Consider the following 17,572-nt stretch of genomic DNA (forward strand, 5'->3'; position numbering starts at 1 on the left):
TCTCGCGTGCCGGAATTGTTCCACGTGAAACCACCGGGCGAGATCTTGCAGGTCGGCGAGAGCCGACTGCATGTTCTTGCCGAAGGCGACGGCCCCGTCGTCGTCCTGTGCGGCGGGCTGGCGGGCAACTGGTTCGACTGGGATGACTGCGCACGTCATCTCCAGTCGGACCACACCGTTGTCCGGTTCGATCGCCCGGGTTTCGGACTCAGTGAGCCGTCGTCCGAAGTGCCGACAGTGCACGGTGAAGCTCAGCGGATCCGCGATGTTTTCGACGCTCTGGGGTTGGCGCGGCCGGCCGTCGTGGTCGGCCACTCCATCGCCGGCTTCTACGTCGAAGGCTTCGCGCGCCTGTTCCCCGATCGCGCAGCGGGCATGCTCCTCCTCGATTCCAGTGCCGAGAAAGAGCCGAAACGTCTTTTCCCCCGCGACCTGCTGCTGATCGCCTCCCGAGCCGCCGCGGCTTCGTTCAGCACTACCGGGCTGCAACGCCTCCTCGGCACCACGACGCGCAAGATCCTCAACCAGTCCGTGCCGCCGAGCGGCTCCTCGGACGCGACGCTCGAATGGGTCCGGAAAATCTACCGCGAACCTCATTATCTGGAAGCGGCGATGGTCGAATACGTCGCATACACCGATATGGCGTTGGAGCTCACCGCTTTACGACGCTCGAGCAAGCATCCACTGCCCGACATCGACCTCAGCGTCGTTGCCGCACACACTGGCCACACCACTCCCTGGTCCATCGCCTGGATGGCAAAGCAGCAGAAACTCGCCACCTACCTCGGCGGGAGTTTTCACGTCCTGCGTCCGGCGCATCACCACGCCATGATCGATCAGCCCGAGGAGTTGGCGAACTTGATTCGGCGTCTCACGCAGCCGAACCGTCGAGGATGATGCTTCAACCTACAACTCGGACAGTAGCCGGATCATTGCTAGTCTCGGACAGCTTCTGCTTTCTACGACAGGCTGACCATGGACCGTTCGACACGTCGGGTGCGCTCCTGCCTTATTTTCGTGGCGATCCTCGTTGTCGCCCTGGCGGGCATCGCCGCCCGTCCACCCGGGTTTCTGTCGACCTTCTGGCCCGCCAACGCGATCCTTCTGGGCATTCTCCTCCGTAACTCTCGCTCGTTTGCGCCGATCGGACTCGCCGTCGGCGGCGCCGCGCTGCTGACGGCGGATCTTTCGACCGGAAGTTCGGTGCAGCGGGCATTCGAATTGAACGGCATCAATCTGGTCGGGGTGACGACGGGATTGATCGCCGCGAACTTGCTCGGCTGCTTTCCGAGGCGGATCCCCGAGACCAAGTACACAACCAGAATCTTCCTCGTCTCCGTTCTGGCGTCGTTCACGGCCGGGTCCGCGAGCGCGCTACGCACTCAACTTCACGAAGGAAGCGGTGCGGCAACGGAATTGGTGGGGTGGTTCTTCGCCGACCTGTGTACGTATCTGATCGTGCTGCCGATCGTCCTTTCTGCACCGACGCTCGAACACATTCGTAGGACTTTCGGGCCGTCCGTGCGGCAGAGTCTGCGCTTGCGGCGGCTCGCACAGATCCTGGCACCTCTGGCCGCTCTACTGGCCTGTCTGCCACTCGCCCTGGAGGTTCAGGGAGCCCTTGCGCTGCTGCTGCCGATGCCGGCGCTCCTGTGGTGCGCAATGCGTGTCTCACTGTTCAGCACTTCGCTCCTGGCAGCCGGATGGGGCGCGTGGGCACTGGTCATGGCAGGCCAGGGGCGACTGGCACTCGCAGATCCGGTTCATCTGCTCAGCGAGGGTGTGACCACCCGGATCTCCGTCATTCTGATGGCACTCTCCCCCATCGCCGTAGCCGTCGCCACGGGCGCACAGCGACGCGCTGAACGTGAACTCCAACGCATCGCCGAATGCGACGCCCTGACCGGAACACTGAGTCGCCACGCGTTCTTGACCCAATCGCAGGAACTCCTCGACGCCCAGCACGCGGCGCAACGACCCATCGCCGTCATGATGCTCGATCTCGACCACTTCAAATCGATCAACGACAACCTCGGCCACCTCGTCGGCGATTCCGTCCTCGAACAGTTCGGTAACACCCTCCTCGCCACTACCGAAGGCCTGGGACTTTCCGGCCGCCTGGGTGGTGAAGAATTTGCCGTCGCGATAGCCGACTGCACCTTCGAGGAAGCAATCCAGCTCGCGGAGAAGATTCGGCTGACTCAGGAGTCCCACGCGCGATCCATTCGCGGTTTCGCGGGGACGGTCAGTATCGGCGTCGCCTGGGTCGACCGGGCGATGCCGGGGATGGAGACTCTGCTCGACATCGCAGACAACGCGATGTACCAGGCAAAACGCGAAGGGCGAAACCTCGTGGTGGCGTTCGATCTCTACATGGCAAGGTGACGTAGGTGCAACTACTCCTGATCCGACACGCGCTCCCCGAACTGGCCGAGGTCACCGAAGGCCGCGCCGATCCCTCGCTGACCGACGAAGGCCGTGCCCAGGCACTTCGTCTTCCCGCAGCACTGGCGCCGTACCGGATCACCGGGCTCTTCAGCAGCCCGCAGAAGCGCGCACTCGAGACCGCGGCCCCGGTAGCGCAGGTAGTGGACCTTCCGGTCACTCAGCTCGAGGGTCTGGCGGAATACGACTACGAGCAGCCCCACTACATCCCGATGCACGAGGTCCTGGAGCGGGCACCGGAAACCTATGCGCGTATCAAAGCCGGCTGGCTCCCGGAGTCGGTGGACGGCGACGCATTTCGTGCGCGAGTCCTCGGTGCGATCGACGAGATAGTCGCGGCGACCGACAACGACGCCACCGTGGCGATCTTCTGCCACGGCGGCGTCGTCAACATCGTTTTGCAGGAACTGCTCGGGCTGGAGCGCCCGTTGACCTTCCCGATCGAGTACGTCTCCGTCACGCGAATTCTTGTTTCCCGCAGTGGAAGCCGAAGGGTCGGGTCCATCAACGAAACCGGTCACGTGCGCAACATGTTGCGCGTCTAGCTCAACTCACACGTGATGGCACGCCACCTGATGGCCGCCCTCGACGAGACGAAGTTCGGGAACTTCCTCGGCGCAGAGATCAGTGGCCAGCGGGCACCGCGTGCGGAAGCGGCATCCACTGGGCGGATTGAGCGGCGACGGCAGTTCGATGACCTTCTGCTCGACGTTCTGCGCCGCGGTGACGGTGGCGTCGGGATCGGGAATCGACGCCAGCAGTAGCTGCGTGTACGGATGCAGCGCGCGGTTCTGCATGTCTTCTGCGGGAACGATTTCGCACACGCGGCCCAGGTACATGATCATCACGCGGTCGCTGATGTTCTTCACGACGGCCATGTTGTGCGCGATGAACAGCAGAGACAGCCCGTGGCGCTTCTTCGCGTCCTCGAGCAGGTTCAGAATCTGCGCCTGCACGGACACGTCGAGGCTCGAGACCGGCTCGTCACAGATCAGGACCTTGGGGTCGAGCATCAACGCGCGGGCGATGCACACACGCTGGCACTGTCCACCCGAGAGCTCGCGCGGCGTCCGGTCCCACACCATGTCCGGGTCCAACCCGACCTCGGCAAGAACCTCGCGCGCCCGAGCTTCGATGGCGGCCTTGTCTTTTCCGCCCCAGATCGACGGACCCTCGGTGATGAGAGCCTTGACCTTGCGTCGCGGGTTCAGCGAGGAGATCGGATCCTGAAAGATCATCTGCAACTGAGTGCGGCTGCGACGCAACTCCTCCGCCCCGAGTGCCGTCATCTCCGTCTCTCCCAGGCGGATGGAGCCCGACGTCGGCGAAGGCAACTGCATGATCGCCCGGCCTGCCGTCGACTTGCCGCAGCCGGATTCACCGACCACACCCAAGGTTTCACCCGGAGCGACGGTGAAGCTGATCCCGGACACGGCGTGAACCGTCTGACCCTTGCCGACGTTGAATTCGACGACCAGGTCCTCGACCGTCAAGGCCGCGTCCACCGTCTCGGGCGTTCTGGTATCCACTGATGCAGTCATCAGACCATCTCCTTCACCGCGAGCGTCAGGCCCGCTGCGGTAGTGCCGGCCTTCTCGTTGGCGACCAATGCCGTTGTGCCTTCCGGGGTATCGACCGGGTAGTGGCACGCGAACGTATGACTTTCGGTTGTGTTGTCCCCAGGGCCGCCGGGGGCCAGAGCCGGGTCGCCGGTCAGGCAGTCGTCCTGGGCATAGCGGCAGCGAGCAGCGAAGCGGCAACCGGTGATCGGCTTCGTCATGTCCGGGAGCCCACCCGGAATTGTCTGCAGCACTGTGTGCGTCGGCGATTCGAGTCGCGGAATCGCGGCCATCAACGCTTCGGTGTACGGATGACGCGGACGAGTGAACAGCTCTTCGGTTGCCGACGTCTCCACGACGGAACCGGCGTACATGACAGCGACGCGATCCGATCGACCCGACACCACACCGAGGTCGTGGCTGATCAGGATGACGGCCATGTTGAGCTTGTCGTTGAGCGAGGCGAGCAGATCGAGGATCTGCTTTTGGACCGTCACGTCGAGAGCGGTGGTCGGCTCGTCGGCGATCAGCAGTTTCGGCTCGCAGGCCAGAGCCATGGCGATGACCACACGCTGTCGCATACCGCCCGAAAGTTCGTGGGGGTACTGATCGAGCCGACGCTTGGGCTCGGGGATACCCACCATCGACAGGAGTTCCGCAGCGCGATCACGGGCAGCGTCCTTCTTCAGACCAAGGTGAAACTTCAAGGATTCGGTGATGTGCGTACCGATGCGCTTGAACGGATTGAGCGAGGTCATCGGATCCTGGAAGACCATGGCAATCTCCGGTCCCCAGAAGTGCTTCATCTCCGACTTCTTCATCGTCGACATGTCGCGGCCGGCAAACGTCACCGTTCCGGTGATGTCGAGGGCGGGACCCTTCTGGAGCAGACCCATGATGGTGCGCCCGAGAACCGACTTGCCGGAACCGGATTCGCCCACGATGCCGAGAGTCTCACCAGCGGAGACGTGGATCGAGACACCGTCGACTGCTCGCAACTGGCCACGCGGAGTGGCGAATACGGTTCTGATGTTGTCCGCCTGCAGCAGCGGAACGCCGTTCTGAGATGAAGTGGTCACAGCTTACTCCGATACTTCTCACCGATGAGGTTGAAGGAGAACACCGTCAGGAAGAGGAAGACGCCTGGCACCAGGACGATGAACGGATGCTTCTCCACGATCCCGCCCTGGCCTTCGGCAATCATGTTGCCCCAGGTCGGATCGGGTTGTGCGATACCGAGTCCGAGGAAGCTCAGTGAGGCTTCCGCGACGATCAGACCGGAGACGGCCACCAAGCCGAGCGCGGCGACGGGAACGAGGACGTTGGGAACCAACTCGCGCCAGATGACACGCCATTTGGTGGCGCCCATGGCACGGGCGGCCAGCACGAACTCCCGTTGGGCGACAACGATGGTGTTGGCCCTCGCGATTCGAACCATGCTGGGAATGCAGAGAATCGAGAGTGCAAGCGTGATGTTGCGCAGGTTCGACGTCAGCACCGCAGCCAGTGCAATGAGCAGAACCAGGGAAGGAATGGCCAGCAGCGAGTTGGTCAGAATTCCGACGACGGCATCGACCTTGCCGCGGAAATAGCCGGCCATGACGCCGATGGTGCCACCGATGATCATGCCGATCAGTACGGCGCAGATGGCGACGGTCAAGGAGGCGCGAGCACCGAACAGGGCGCGGGCGAGGAGGTCGAGACCGAAGTTGTTGGTACCCAACGGGTGCTCGGACAACAGGCTCGGCGAGGCGAAGCCCGGCTCGGCCAAGGTCTTGACCGTGTCCTTGTACTCACCGAGCGGCAACAGCGGTGCGAAGATCGCGGCCAGGATCAGGGCGACCAGCCAGATGCATGCCAACCAGTACGAGAGATCGAACTGACTGCCCCACTTGGACGTACCGAGTTTGCCGAGACCCTTGAAGAGGAAAACCAGGGCAACGAGCGCGAGCACGATCCGGACGGTCATCATGATGGCCGAACCGAAGAGCGCGGTGCCGAGCAGCGCAAAGCCGACCACCGTGAGAATCGACCCGATCAGGACCAGGTTCTTCGGCTGTTCCAGCGTTTCGACGGGACCGGGAGCCAGCAGGACTGTCTGCTGCCGGTATGTCATCACCTCGGACGGGGCCGGCGACGGGGCCGCTCCGTCTGGCGTCACTTCAGACATGGACACGACGACTCCTCGGGTCAAGATAGGTGTACAGAACATCGATCGCGCTGTTGACGAGGACGTAGATGACGGCGATCACGACCACCGCGCCCAGCAGCATCGGCGAATCACCTTGCTGCGCTGCGCGGACGATGAGCGTGCCCATTCCGGGCAGTGAGAACAGCGTCTCGACGATCACGGTGCTGCCGATCATGCCGCCGAGAGCCAGACCCATCATCGTGATGAGCGAGAACGACGACGGGCGAAGCGCGTCACTGAAAAGCACTCGCAGCGTGGGCATTCCCTTGGCCTTCGACGCGAGGATGTAATCCTCACGGAGCGTCGTCACCAGGTCGGAGCGGAGAACGCGAGTGAACATTGCCATCTCGAGGAGGCTGATGGTGATCGCGGGAAGTATTGCGTGTGAAAGGTTTCCGGAGAGGCTGTCGCCGATGCGCACCCACTGTGATCGCGGGAACCAGCCGAGCCAGTTGACGGTGACCATGATCAGCAACAGACCGGCAAGGAAGCTCGGGACGGAAAGAACACCGAACGTCGCGGCGCTGATGACGCGGTCGATGACGCCGCCTTCGTGGTGTGCCGACCAGAGTGCCAGCGGAACGGCGACGACGAGGGCGATGACCAGACCCATCACTGCCAACTGAACGCTGACGGGGAGAGCGGAACTGATCGCCGTGAGGACGTCCTGCTGCGGGGGAACGAGCGAGTTACCGAGGTCGCCCTGCAGAGCACTGGTCAACCAGTCCCAATAACGAACCAGGAGTGGATCGTTGAGGCCGAGCTGCTGGCGAACTTCCTCGTACTCGGCGGGCGTGCGCCCCTCACCGAGGACGGAGACAGCGGGATCGCCGGGGATCAGTGATGCCAGCACGAAGGTTCCGAAGCTGACGATCAGGATCACAATGACGAGCTGGCCCAATTTCTTACCTATTGCGCCGATGTTCATCGATTTCGTCTCCTTCGGACAGCGAGCTCGCAATACACAGCAGTTCCTCTGATTTCACTTCTTCGTTCGCAACCGGCCCCGATCCGCTGCAATATGGGCGCGGGGCCGGCTGTGAACTTCAGGCTCTCCAGGACTTCCAGGCTCTCTAGGACTTCCAAGCTCCGTCGAAGAGCACGATTCCGTCGAGGCTCTGCTCGAGTCCGTGAACGTTCTGGTTCCACACGTCGAGTGCGGCGACGTTGCCCCACACCTGCCACGGCACCGTCTCGTTGGCGCGTTCCTGGATCTGCGCCAGGACTGCCTTCTTGTCCTCGTCGGTGGTTGCAACGCCCAACTTGTCCAGGAGAGCATCCATTTCGGCGTCGGAGTAACCGGTCGCGTTGTTGCGGCCACCGGACTTGATGCCCGTGTACAGACGCTCGTAGGGATCAGCCTCGGCGAGGCTCAGCGCTGCGGTGCTCATGTCGTAATCGTGATCGGCATACATCCGCTTGACCAGATCACCTGCACCGGTGACGTATTCGATCTGAGCGTCGAAGCCGACTGCGTTGAGCATCGCCTGGATGGCCAGAGCCGTTGCCTGCGCGGACGGTTCCTGGATGGACAGGAACGTGATCTTGCCGTCGTACCCGTCGGCCTTGGCCTGATCGAGCAGTTCCTTCGCCTTGGTGGGGTCGACGCCGATCGGTGCGACGTCGTTGTGCCAGCGCGAGGTGTCCTGGAAGATCTCCTGGCCGGGCAGTCCCTTGCCGTTGTTGACGCGCGTGTTGAGCGTCTCCGGATCGACGGCCAGCGCCATCGCCTGTCGGACACGGACATCCGATCCGGGGCGGCCCGGGGCCATGTTCACGTTCGCGATGTAGCCGAGCGAGGGGATGTCGACGAAGCCGGGGTAACCCGACTCGATCAGATCCAGGATCGGGGTGAGCGTACGCATGTAGGCGGCGTCGATGCCGCCGGTCTTGAGGGCTTCGGCAGTGGGCTGAGCGCCGACGATGCTGATCAGCTTGAGCTTGTCGATGTTCGGTGCGCCGCCGTAGTAGTCGGGGCGAGCAGCCAAGAGCAGTTCCTCGTTGGGAGCGAACTTCTCGAGGGTGAACGCGCCGGCACCGATCGGGGTGAACTGGTCACCCTGCTGGGCGCTCGGGGCGACGATCATGCCGGGTCCGGTGGCGAGCATCGACTGGATGCCCGTCCACGGATCAACGAGGTTGAAGACAACCGTCGTCGCGTCCGGGGTGTCGATCGAGGCAACCTTGGAAGCCCAGAGGCTCGATTGAGGTCCCTTGTTGGTGACGTAGCGGTTGATGCTGTCGGTGACGGCCTTGGAATCGAAAGCTGTTCCATCGCTGAACTTCACACCGTCACGCAACTTCAGCGTCCAGGTCTTGCTGTCCGCACTCGCCTCGAGCGACTGGGCGAGCTTGGGCTCGAACTTCTGCCCGATGGGGTCGTAGCGCATGAGCACGTCGTAGATGGCGCTGAGCTCGCTGCCACCGGTGGCACCGGCAACCTGAGCCTTCGCGGGATCGAGAGTCGTGACCGCGGAGTAGCCGCTGAAGGTCAGCGTGCCGCCCTTGGTGGGAGTGCCGGCGTCGGCCTGCTCGTTGACCATGCCGATCTTCAGCGAGGAACCGGAATCAGCGGATTCGCCGCCGCCGTTGCCCGTGCCGTTGTCGGCGCACGACGCCAGGAACATACTTGCGGTGATCGCCAGCGCAGCCGCAGCCAATCTGCGACTTCCGCGGCGGGAACTACGACTCATTCGAATGCCTCCAAGGCGGGGTAAGACCATGACGTGATGTTGAACACGAAACAGTCTGTGATGGGAGGCACAGAAAATTGGATCGAGTCTCGCTCAGTGGAATCGGTTAAGTTGCAGGCCTCAACGGTCGGGTAAACCGACCCTGGCCAGCGAATACCCTCACCGAGATCAGACCAGCCGGTCTAGTCCAGATCTAGTCGCGATCCAGCGTCGCTTCCTCGAGATCGAGCTCTCGAAGTACCTTTCGGAGCACTTCGTCGTCGATCCGGCCGGCATCGCGCTCGGCGATGAAGACACCTCGCTCGGCATCGATCATCTCGAGGCGCAGCGAGCGGAAGGCATTCGACGGGCTCTCCCCCAGATCCTCGTCGCTGCGTCCCAGTCGCTCCCAGGCCGAGTTCGCCCGGTGGGTGTTCCAGCTTCGCAAGATGTCTGCGGCCCGATTGCGGACCTGTGGAACGTCGTCGGCGTCGGCTCCGACCAACTCGTCCAGACGCGCCGCAGCAGCCCGCGCAGCCTTGTCCTGTGCTGCCGCCTCAGCGCGCGCGTCGGACTGCGCTTCGTTGCCCTGCACGCCGAGGACTCGGATGACCCACGGCAACGTCAGACCGTGCAGCAGTAGCGTGCCGACCACAACGACAAATGTCAGGAAGAGAATCAGCGAACGCCCGGGGAAGTCTTCGCCACTGTTGACCGTCAACGGAATCGCGAAGGCAGCCGCCAGTGACACGACCCCTCGCATACCGGCCCACGACACGACGAACACTGCCCGAGCCGAAATCTCCGGCTCCCTCGCTCGGATGCGAGGAGACAGCCAGCGCGGTAAATACGTGAACGGGAACACCCAGGCGATCCGCACCACCACCACGGTCACGAGCACGGCAACCGACGCCCAGACGACGATCGAGGTGCTGTACCCCTGCAATCCGTTGACGACGCTGGGCAATTGGAGACCGATCAACAGGAAGACGAACGACTCCAGAATCCGGTCTAGTCCAGATCTAGTCGCGATCCAGCGTCGCTTCCTCGAGATCGAGCTCTCGAAGTACCTTTCGGAGCACTTCGTCGTCGATCCGGCCGGCATCGCGCTCGGCGATGAAGACACCTCGCTCGGCATCGATCATCTCGAGGCGCAGCGAGCGGAAGGCATTCGACGGGCTCTCCCCCAGATCCTCGTCGCTGCGTCCCAGTCGCTCCCAGGCCGAGTTCGCCCGGTGGGTGTTCCAGCTTCGCAAGATGTCTGCGGCCCGATTGCGGACCTGTGGAACGTCGTCGGCGTCGGCTCCGACCAACTCGTCCAGACGCGCCGCAGCAGCCCGCGCAGCCTTGTCCTGTGCTGCCGCCTCAGCGCGCGCGTCGGACTGCGCTTCGTTGCCCTGCACGCCGAGGACTCGGATGACCCACGGCAACGTCAGACCGTGCAGCAGTAGCGTGCCGACCACAACGACAAATGTCAGGAAGAGAATCAGCGAACGCCCGGGGAAGTCTTCGCCACTGTTGACCGTCAACGGAATCGCGAAGGCAGCCGCCAGTGACACGACCCCTCGCATACCGGCCCACGACACGACGAACACTGCCCGAGCCGAAATCTCCGGCTCCCTCGCTCGGATGCGAGGAGACAGCCAGCGCGGTAAATACGTGAACGGGAACACCCAGGCGATCCGCACCACCACCACGGTCACGAGCACGGCAACCGACGCCCAGACGACGATCGAGGTGCTGTACCCCTGCAATCCGTTGACGACGCTGGGCAATTGGAGACCGATCAACAGGAAGACGAACGACTCCAGAATCAGGTCGACGGCCTTCCACACTGCCGTGTCCTGCAAACGCGTCGCATAGCTCGCACGGGTGGAGCGCTGGCCGAGGAACAATCCGGCCACGACGACGGCGATGACGCCCGACGCGTGGACCTCCTCCGCAGCCAGGTAGGTGAAGAAGGGCACCACCAGTCCGATTCCGCTCTCCATCACCGGATCCTGGAGCTTGCCGCGAACCTTCGAGATGACAAACCCCACCGCGAGGCCGATCACCGTTCCACCGACCGCCGCGACGAGGAAGGTCTCGAAACCGCCGATCAGCGTCGCACCCGTACCGACGGCGGCCGCGAGAGCGACCTTGTACGCCGTCAGAGCGGTGGCGTCGTTGAGCAGGCTCTCGCCGCCCAGCAGTGTCATGATTCGGCGCGGCAGGCCGAGCTTGCGTCCGATTGCGCTCGCGGACACCGCGTCCGGCGGCGCCACGATCGCGCCGAGAACCAGAGCAGCCGCTATCGAGAACTCCGGCACGATCAGGTAGGCGACAAAGCCCACCGCGGCCGTCGTCGCCAGGGGAAGCCCCACCGCGAGAAATCCGATCGGACGCAGATTCGAGCGCAAAGCCAGGTATGAACTGTCCAGTGCTGCCGAGTACAGAAGTGGAGGCAACACGACGAACAGGACGAGGTCGGGATCGAGTTCCAATTCCGGAACACCCGGTATCTGACAGGCGATCAAACCGACCAGGACAAGGATCAGCGGCGAAGACAGCCCGAACCTTCGCGCGACCGCCGCCACCAGCAACGCCGCTACTACAACCCCCAGTAATATGCCGTTCACCCTGGCAGCATGCAGTATGGAAGGCGATGAAGAAAATCCTGAAGCGAGCAGCAGCTCGCACACAGCAGCCCGCACCCGCTACGAGCGGTTGCGAGGAACTAACCAATGCGCCCGAAACGGACCCGGCGGCGCTGACGCCCGGCGTCTGCCAGGAGTGCGCCGAGTTGGGTGAGGATAACTGGTCTCACCTGCGCATGTGCCTGTCCTGCGGCCACGTCGGATGCTGCGATTCCAGCCCTCATCAGCACGCCACCAATCACTACCGCGAAACCGGGCACCCGGTCATGCGCTCGCACGAGCCCGGCGAATCCTGGCGCTGGTGCTACGTCCACGATCTGATGGATTGATCGCTCTCGACACGCAGTGCACTGCGCATTGTGCCCACCTGTTGCGGCACACAGCCCTCGGTGTTGCGCACATCGCTCAATCCAGTGGATAGCTATTGCCCAATCTGTATGCCGATGATGGACTTTGACGCAGAATCTGCACAACAGATCGACAGGTGCGGCTGGACTTTGCCGCACCGAACGGTTCGGCCTCAGGAAGTCCTGCCAAACATCACAACCACATCGTCGGCCCCACGATCTGGGGTACAGGCGGTGCGGTGATCGATGTCCACTACTGAAGGCAGGACCGGCCGTGAACAGCCCCAGCACCAACAAGAACGCTCCCGAGTCACTGGCGGAGATCGAGAAGCGCGTTCTGTGGTTGTCGACCGCGATGATCCATCACGCCAACCGTGTTCGGCCGAATCCCAGCGGGCTCAAGGTCGGCGGCCATCAGGCCTCGTGCGCGTCGATGGTCTCGATCATGACGTCGCTGTGGTTCGGCCAACTTCGTTCCGGCGACCGGGTTTCCGTCAAGCCGCACGCGGCTCCGGTGCTGCACGGCATCAATTATCTGCTCGGTGAACTCGACGAGTCCTACCTGACGACTCTGCGCGAGTTCGGGGGCCTGCAAAGCTACCCGAGTCGATCAAAAGATCCTGATCCGGTGGATTATTCGACCGGATCGGTGGGAATCGGTGCGACGGCTCCCATCTGGGGCGCCATTGCACGTCGGTACGTCGACGCCTCCCTCGGCGGCGCCGGAACCGGGCGCCAGTACTCCCTCGTCGGTGACGCCGAACTCGACGAGGGCGCTGTGTGGGAAGCAGTTCTCGATCATTCGGTTGCCGAACTGGGTGAGATCGTGTGGATAGTCGACCTCAACCGCCAATCACTCGACCGGGTGGTGCCGAACATCGCGGCAACTCGCCTGGAACGCATGTTCTCGGGTGCCGGCTGGCAGGTCATCACCGTGAAGTTCGGCGCTTTGCTGGAATCACTGTTCACCCGGCCCGGCGGCACCGCGCTGCGCGAACGAATCCTGGACATGCCGAATCCGGAGTACCAGCGTCTGCTGCGATGCACGGCCGACGAGGTACGTCTGAGACTGCCCGGCGACGCGGCGGACTCCGACGCGATCACGGCGCTGATCAACGACCTCGACGACGCCACGGTGCTCGAAGCCATCCGCAATCTCGGTGGCCACGACCTCGACGCTCTGCGAGAGGCCTACGCGCAGATCGACGACACCCGCCCCACCGTGATCATCGCGTACACGATCAAGGGCCGAGGCCTGCCGACGCAGGGCCACCCGCAGAACCATTCGTCGCTGCTCACCACCGAGCAGTACGAGCACCTGGCGGCGGAACTCGGCATGGATCCGTCGAAGCCGTGGGAACGGTTCGACGCCGACAGCCCATCGGGCCGTATCTGCGCCGAAACCGCTGGGCGCCTGGCCCGCCCGAAGGTGGAGCACCTGGTGCCGCCGGCAGTTCCGAAAGACATCGGCCGTACGCCCTCCGGCACGTCCACCACTCAGGCAGCACTCGGCCGGGTACTACTCGACCTCAGCCGCGAAGCGCCGGACGCCGCGAAACGTGTTGTCACACTGAGCCCGGACGTCAGTTCCACCACGAACCTGGCGGGGTGGCTGAACAAGGTCGGGGTGTGGTCCCCCAACGAGCGGCACAACTGGTTTGCCGACGACGCCGAAACGATCATGCACTGGCGTGAGAAGCCCACCGGTCAGCACATGGAACTCGGTATTGCCGAGACCAACCTGGTCGGACTGATGGGCGAACTCGGCGCGACGTGGAGTCGTTGGGGCCAGCCGCTCTTCCCCATCGGCGTGATGTACGACCCCTTCATCGAGCGGGCTCTCGAACCGTGGTCGTACGGCATCTACGCCGGCGGACAGTCGATCATGGTCGGCACTCCGTCGGGCGTCACCTTGGCTGCCGAAGGTGGTGCGCACCAGTCGATCAAGACCCCGTCCATCGGTCTCGAACAGCCGGGATGCGTCAGTTTCGAACCGGCGTTTGCCGTCGACGTCGAGTGGACGCTCCTCGACAGCATCGGACGCCTGGGCCGACCGGACGGCAGCTCGTCGTACCTGCGTCTGTCGACCCGTCCGGTCGATCAGGCCCTGGCCGCAGTACCGACCGATCCGGCTGCGCGAGAACGCCGTCGACGTCAGGTGGTCGCCGGGGCATACACACTGCGACACAATCCTGATCCTGCCGTCACTCTGGTCGGTATGGGTGCCACTGTCACCGAAACACTGGTTGCAGCCGAAAGACTCGGCGAGCAAGGCATTTCCGCCGACGTGGTGTGCGTGACCAGCCCGGGCTTGCTCTTCGAAGCACTCCAGTCTCGGCGTGGCCTCGCGGACGGCCCGTCGTGGATCCTGGATCAGGTCTTTCCGAGTAGCCGATCCGCGCCGATGGTGACCGTTCTCGACGGTCACCCGCACACCCTCGCGTTCCTGACGGGAATCAACAACGTCCCGGGCGCTGCGCTCGGGGTGAGCCGGTTCGGTCAGGTCGGTTCGCTCGAGGACGTCTACCGGTACCACGGCCTCGACTCCGACAGCATCGTCCGCGCCGCCCTCGATCTCACTTCTTGATCACTCTGTTGCCGAGAAGCGTCCCGGCGGGGACGCTTCTCGGGTCTGGTCAGTTCTTCAGTTCTTCAGAGGCCTTCAGTTCTTCCAGGCCTTGTCGAAGAACATGATTCCGTCGAGGCTCTGCTGAATGCCGTGGACGTTCTGTCCCCACACACCGAGCCAGGGGGTGTTGCCGTAAACCTGCCACGGCACAACCTCGTTGGCGCGCTCCTGAATCTTGGCGAGCACCTCGATCTTCGCGTCGTTCGACGTCGCGACACCCAACTGGTCGAGCAGCGTATCCATCTCGGGGTCGGAGAAGCTCGTGGCGTTGTTCCGTCCACCCGACTTGAGATTCGAGTACAGACGCTCGAACGGATCGGCTTCCGCGAGGCTGGCGGAACCTGTTGCCATGTCGAAGTCGCGGTCGGCGTACAAACGCTTGACGACGTCGGCAACCGAGTTGACGTACTCGATCTGGAAATCGAATCCGACGGCGTTGGCCATCGACTGCAGTGCGAGAGCCATCGCCTGCGCCGAATTCTCCTGCAGCGTCAGGTATGTGATCTTGCCGTCGTAACCGTCGGCCTTGGCCTCGTCGAGAAGCTGCTTCGCCTTGGCGGTGTCGACGCCGATCGGAGCGACGTCGTTGTGCCAGCGGGAGGTGTCCTGGAAGATGACCTGTCCGGGCAGACCCTTGCCCTCGTTGAGTCGGTTGTCGAGTGCGACGGGATCGGTTGCGAGTGCCAATGCCTGACGGATGCGCACGTCGGCACCGGGACGACCGGGTGCCGTGTTGACCAGCGACAGGTAGGACAGCGACGGAATGTCGACGAAGCCCGGGTAGCCGGAGTCGATCAGATCCAGCACGTTCGGTAGCGAACGCATGTACGCGACGTCCGTGCCGCCGCTCTTGAGCGATTCGGTGGTGGACTGCGAACCGACGATGCTGATCAACCGCAGCTTGTCCACGTTCGGGGCGCCGTCGAAGTAGTCCTCCCGAGCGTCGAGGATCAATTCCTCGTTGGGAGCGAACTTCTCGAGGGTGAACGCACCCGCGCCGATCGGGGTGAACTGATCACCTTGCTGGGCACTCGGCGCGACGATCATGCCGGGGCCCGTCGAGAGCAGTGACTCGATACCGGTCCACGGGTCGACGAGATTGAAGACGACCGTCGACGGATCCGGAGTGTCTACCGACGCGACCTTCGACGCGTACAGACTCGACTGCGGTCCCTTGTTGGTGACGTAGCGATTGAGGCTCGCCGAGACGGCCGCCGAATCCACCGGCGTCCCGTCGCTGAACTTCACACCGTCGCGCAGTTCGAGGGTCCACGTCTTGAAGTCCGAACTCGGCTCCATCGACGCTGCGAGCTTCGGAACGAATTCCTTGGATGCCGGGTCGTACCGCAGGAGCGTGTCGTAGATGGCGCCCAACTCCGAACCGGCGACCGAACCGGCGATCTGAGTCTTCGCCGGATCGAGATTGGTGACGGCTGAGTACCCGCTGAACGTGAGGGTGCCGCCCTTGACCGCGTCACCCTCGCCGGACTGCTCGTTGACCGGGCCGATGGACAACCCCGAACCGGAATCCGGTGCGTCGCCGCTCCCACCCCCGTTCCCGCTGTCAGCGCACGACGAGACGAACAGGCCGGCGGAGACTGCCAGCGCGACGGCGGCAACCTTGCGGTGACCGCGCCGAGAACTGCGACTCATTCAAAACCTCCAGGTCAGAAACTGTGATGTGAAGCATTGTTGAGACAGTTTGTGACTTAAGGCACAGGTATTAGTCGCAGGTCCCGCTCAGTGGAATGAAGCGCGACGATTGGTCAGTTTTCCAGCGACATTCGCAGGTCAGGCCCTTAGCGAAGGTCAGGAATTCATTCTGATTCAGGCGCCTTTCAACGGGTGGATCGCCGGAGCACCGTCGAGGAGCGGACCGGCAGCGGCCAGTGCAGCCTGCAGATGGGGGGACTGCATATGAGCGTCCAACTCCTCCTGCCCGCGCCAAGTTTCGATCGTGACGAAGGTACCGGGCGCAGCCGCTGACTCGAACAGTTCGTACGACACACAGCCGTCCTCGGACCGACTCGCCTCCGCGAGAGTGGTCAGAGCCGATCGGACGTCGTCCTCGGAACCGGACTTGGCCGGGATGGTTGCAACTACACGAAGCTCGCTCATCGGATACCTTTCGCAGAGGGGAAGTCAGCTAGAGACACACGCCACAAACGTACACACGAAAAGGGCAACCAATGGGGCTACTGAAGGACGTCACCGGCTGGCGACGCGGAACGAAGTTGCAGCGTCGACTGCGCGATCTCACCGGCACGCTGGTGGTGATCACCGGTGCGGGCAGCGGCATCGGGCGTGAAACGGCCCTCGCCTTCGCCGCCCAGGGAGCTATCGTCGTGGTCTCCGACATCAATCTCGAAAGCGCGCAGGACACTGCGGCACTTGTAAACATCCCTTCGCAAGCCGGCGGCGCCGAAGCAGTGTTCGGTGGCGGTGCCCACGCCTATCAGGTGGACGTGTCCGACGAACAGGCCGTGATTCGTTTCGCGGAGACGGTCGCAGCACATCACGGCGTACCGGACATCGTCGTCAACAACGCCGGAATCGGGTTCTCGGGAACTTTCGCCGACACCGAGCAGCGCCAGTTCGAACGCGTTATGGACATCAACTTCTGGGGAGTTGTCTACGGCTGCCGGGCATTCACCCCGATGATGATCGACCGGGGAACAGGTGGGCACGTCGTCAACCTGTCCTCGGCCGCCGCGTACACGCCGCAGAAGGCGCTCACTGCGTATTCGACCAGCAAGGCAGCGGTATTCATGCTCTCGGATTGCCTACGGGCAGAGCTGCTTCCACACGGCATCGGCGTCAGCACCATCTGCCCCGGCCTCGTTCACACGAACATCCTCAAGACCACCGAGTTCGCCGGGACCACCGCCGAGGAGCAGCTCGAGAACCAGACCAAGGTCGACAACTTCTACCGCAAACGAAACTTCACGCCTGATCGAGTCGCCAGCGCCATCGTGAAAGCAGTTCGTACGAACAAAGCCGTCGTACCCGTCACCGTCGAAGCCAAGCTCGGACGCACGATCAGCCGGTTGTCTCCCGGATCGATGCGCGTCGGAGCTCGGTTCGAGATCTAGC

The 17,572-nt window shown here is 63.2% G+C and carries 14 protein-coding genes and 1 pseudogene; 6 read left to right on the forward strand and 9 right to left on the reverse strand.

The genetic code is table 11. The features are described 5' to 3' along the window. Positions 1 to 6: 6 nt before the first annotated feature. From ACFWAD_RS02345 to ACFWAD_RS02355, 3 genes are all read left to right on the forward strand, one after another. Complete coding sequence (locus tag ACFWAD_RS02345; protein WP_378541075.1) at positions 7 to 897, forward strand: alpha/beta fold hydrolase; 891 nt, start codon at positions 7 to 9, stop codon at positions 895 to 897. A 120-nt stretch (positions 898 to 1,017) separates the two neighbouring features. Further along, the gene (locus ACFWAD_RS02350) at positions 1,018 to 2,385 is read left to right on the forward strand and encodes a diguanylate cyclase (RefSeq protein ID WP_378541076.1); all 1,368 of its coding nucleotides are present in this window, start codon (positions 1,018 to 1,020) and stop codon (positions 2,383 to 2,385) included. 5 nt (positions 2,386 to 2,390) lie between these two features. Then, positions 2,391 to 2,990, forward strand: coding sequence for a histidine phosphatase family protein (locus tag ACFWAD_RS02355; RefSeq protein WP_378536281.1), 600 nt, complete (start codon positions 2,391 to 2,393; stop codon positions 2,988 to 2,990). A gap of 6 nt (positions 2,991 to 2,996) precedes the next feature. Here the strand turns inward: ACFWAD_RS02355 and ACFWAD_RS02360 are convergent, their stop codons facing one another. The 7 genes and pseudogenes from ACFWAD_RS02360 to ACFWAD_RS02390 all read right to left on the reverse strand — a co-directional run bounded on the left by ACFWAD_RS02360 (position 2,997) and on the right by ACFWAD_RS02390 (position 11,485). Further along, positions 2,997 to 3,986 (reverse strand): ABC transporter ATP-binding protein, encoded by a 990-nt coding sequence (locus ACFWAD_RS02360; protein ID WP_378541077.1) that lies wholly within the window; start codon positions 3,984 to 3,986, stop codon positions 2,997 to 2,999. Continuing rightward, the gene (locus ACFWAD_RS02365) at positions 3,986 to 5,083 is read right to left on the reverse strand and encodes an ABC transporter ATP-binding protein (RefSeq protein WP_378445346.1); all 1,098 of its coding nucleotides are present in this window, start codon (positions 5,081 to 5,083) and stop codon (positions 3,986 to 3,988) included. Before ACFWAD_RS02365 ends, ACFWAD_RS02360 begins: the two co-directional genes overlap by 1 nt. After that, complete coding sequence (locus ACFWAD_RS02370) at positions 5,080 to 6,174, reverse strand: ABC transporter permease (RefSeq protein WP_378445764.1); 1,095 nt, start codon at positions 6,172 to 6,174, stop codon at positions 5,080 to 5,082. The genes ACFWAD_RS02365 and ACFWAD_RS02370 overlap by 4 nt, the downstream gene beginning before the upstream one ends. Next, entirely contained in the window at positions 6,167 to 7,123 is a 957-nt protein-coding gene (locus ACFWAD_RS02375) for an ABC transporter permease (protein WP_003943571.1), read from the reverse strand. The genes ACFWAD_RS02370 and ACFWAD_RS02375 overlap by 8 nt, the downstream gene beginning before the upstream one ends. Before the next feature lie 145 nt (positions 7,124 to 7,268). Beyond that, positions 7,269 to 8,888: an ABC transporter substrate-binding protein gene (locus ACFWAD_RS02380; RefSeq protein ID WP_378541078.1), complete on the reverse strand. Its 1,620-nt coding sequence runs from the start codon at positions 8,886 to 8,888 to the stop codon at positions 7,269 to 7,271. A gap of 193 nt (positions 8,889 to 9,081) precedes the next feature. Next, positions 9,082 to 9,873: pseudogene (locus ACFWAD_RS02385) on the reverse strand (cation:proton antiporter); the annotation flags it as partial. 16 nt (positions 9,874 to 9,889) lie between these two features. Continuing rightward, a complete protein-coding gene (locus ACFWAD_RS02390; RefSeq protein ID WP_378541080.1) occupies positions 9,890 to 11,485 on the reverse strand; it encodes a Na+/H+ antiporter in 1,596 nt (531 codons plus the stop codon). Between the two features lie 26 nt (positions 11,486 to 11,511). Between ACFWAD_RS02390 and ACFWAD_RS02395 the strand changes: the two genes are divergently transcribed. Both ACFWAD_RS02395 and ACFWAD_RS02400 read left to right on the forward strand, forming a co-directional pair. After that, positions 11,512 to 11,832 (forward strand): UBP-type zinc finger domain-containing protein, encoded by a 321-nt coding sequence (locus ACFWAD_RS02395; protein ID WP_378541082.1) that lies wholly within the window; start codon positions 11,512 to 11,514, stop codon positions 11,830 to 11,832. 292 nt (positions 11,833 to 12,124) lie between these two features. Further along, on the forward strand, positions 12,125 to 14,437 hold the full coding sequence (locus ACFWAD_RS02400) for a pyruvate dehydrogenase (protein WP_378541084.1): 2,313 nt from the start codon (positions 12,125 to 12,127) through the stop codon (positions 14,435 to 14,437). A gap of 75 nt (positions 14,438 to 14,512) precedes the next feature. Here ACFWAD_RS02400 and ACFWAD_RS02405 read toward each other — a convergent pair whose 3' ends face one another. Then, on the reverse strand, positions 14,513 to 16,132 hold the full coding sequence (locus ACFWAD_RS02405; protein WP_378541087.1) for an ABC transporter substrate-binding protein: 1,620 nt from the start codon (positions 16,130 to 16,132) through the stop codon (positions 14,513 to 14,515). 174 nt (positions 16,133 to 16,306) lie between these two features. Continuing rightward, positions 16,307 to 16,597 (reverse strand): putative quinol monooxygenase, encoded by a 291-nt coding sequence (locus ACFWAD_RS02410; protein ID WP_003943546.1) that lies wholly within the window; start codon positions 16,595 to 16,597, stop codon positions 16,307 to 16,309. A 71-nt stretch (positions 16,598 to 16,668) separates the two neighbouring features. On the opposite strand from ACFWAD_RS02410, the gene ACFWAD_RS02415 reads away from it, so the two are divergent. Next, positions 16,669 to 17,571 (forward strand): SDR family NAD(P)-dependent oxidoreductase, encoded by a 903-nt coding sequence (locus ACFWAD_RS02415; protein WP_003943614.1) that lies wholly within the window; start codon positions 16,669 to 16,671, stop codon positions 17,569 to 17,571. Position 17,572 lies beyond the last annotated feature (1 nt).

Origin of the sequence: Rhodococcus sp. NPDC059969 (genome assembly GCF_042738325.1) — a bacterium.
Lineage (GTDB): Bacteria > Actinomycetota > Actinomycetes > Mycobacteriales > Mycobacteriaceae > Rhodococcus_F.

Bases quoted from the DNA above. Each gene is read 5' to 3' on its own strand.
- ACFWAD_RS02415 (WP_003943614.1), top strand. From the start codon at position 16,669: ATGGGGCTACTGAAGGACGTCACCGGCTGGCGACGCGGAACGAAGTTG.
- ACFWAD_RS02370 (WP_378445764.1), bottom strand. From the start codon at position 6,174: ATGTCTGAAGTGACGCCAGACGGAGCGGCCCCGTCGCCGGCCCCGTCC.
- ACFWAD_RS02375 (WP_003943571.1), bottom strand. From the start codon at position 7,123: ATGAACATCGGCGCAATAGGTAAGAAATTGGGCCAGCTCGTCATTGTG.
- ACFWAD_RS02405 (WP_378541087.1), bottom strand. From the start codon at position 16,132: ATGAGTCGCAGTTCTCGGCGCGGTCACCGCAAGGTTGCCGCCGTCGCG.
- ACFWAD_RS02410 (WP_003943546.1), bottom strand. From the start codon at position 16,597: ATGAGCGAGCTTCGTGTAGTTGCAACCATCCCGGCCAAGTCCGGTTCC.
- ACFWAD_RS02360 (WP_378541077.1), bottom strand. From the start codon at position 3,986: ATGACTGCATCAGTGGATACCAGAACGCCCGAGACGGTGGACGCGGCC.
- ACFWAD_RS02395 (WP_378541082.1), top strand. From the start codon at position 11,512: ATGAAGAAAATCCTGAAGCGAGCAGCAGCTCGCACACAGCAGCCCGCA.
- ACFWAD_RS02380 (WP_378541078.1), bottom strand. From the start codon at position 8,888: ATGAGTCGTAGTTCCCGCCGCGGAAGTCGCAGATTGGCTGCGGCTGCG.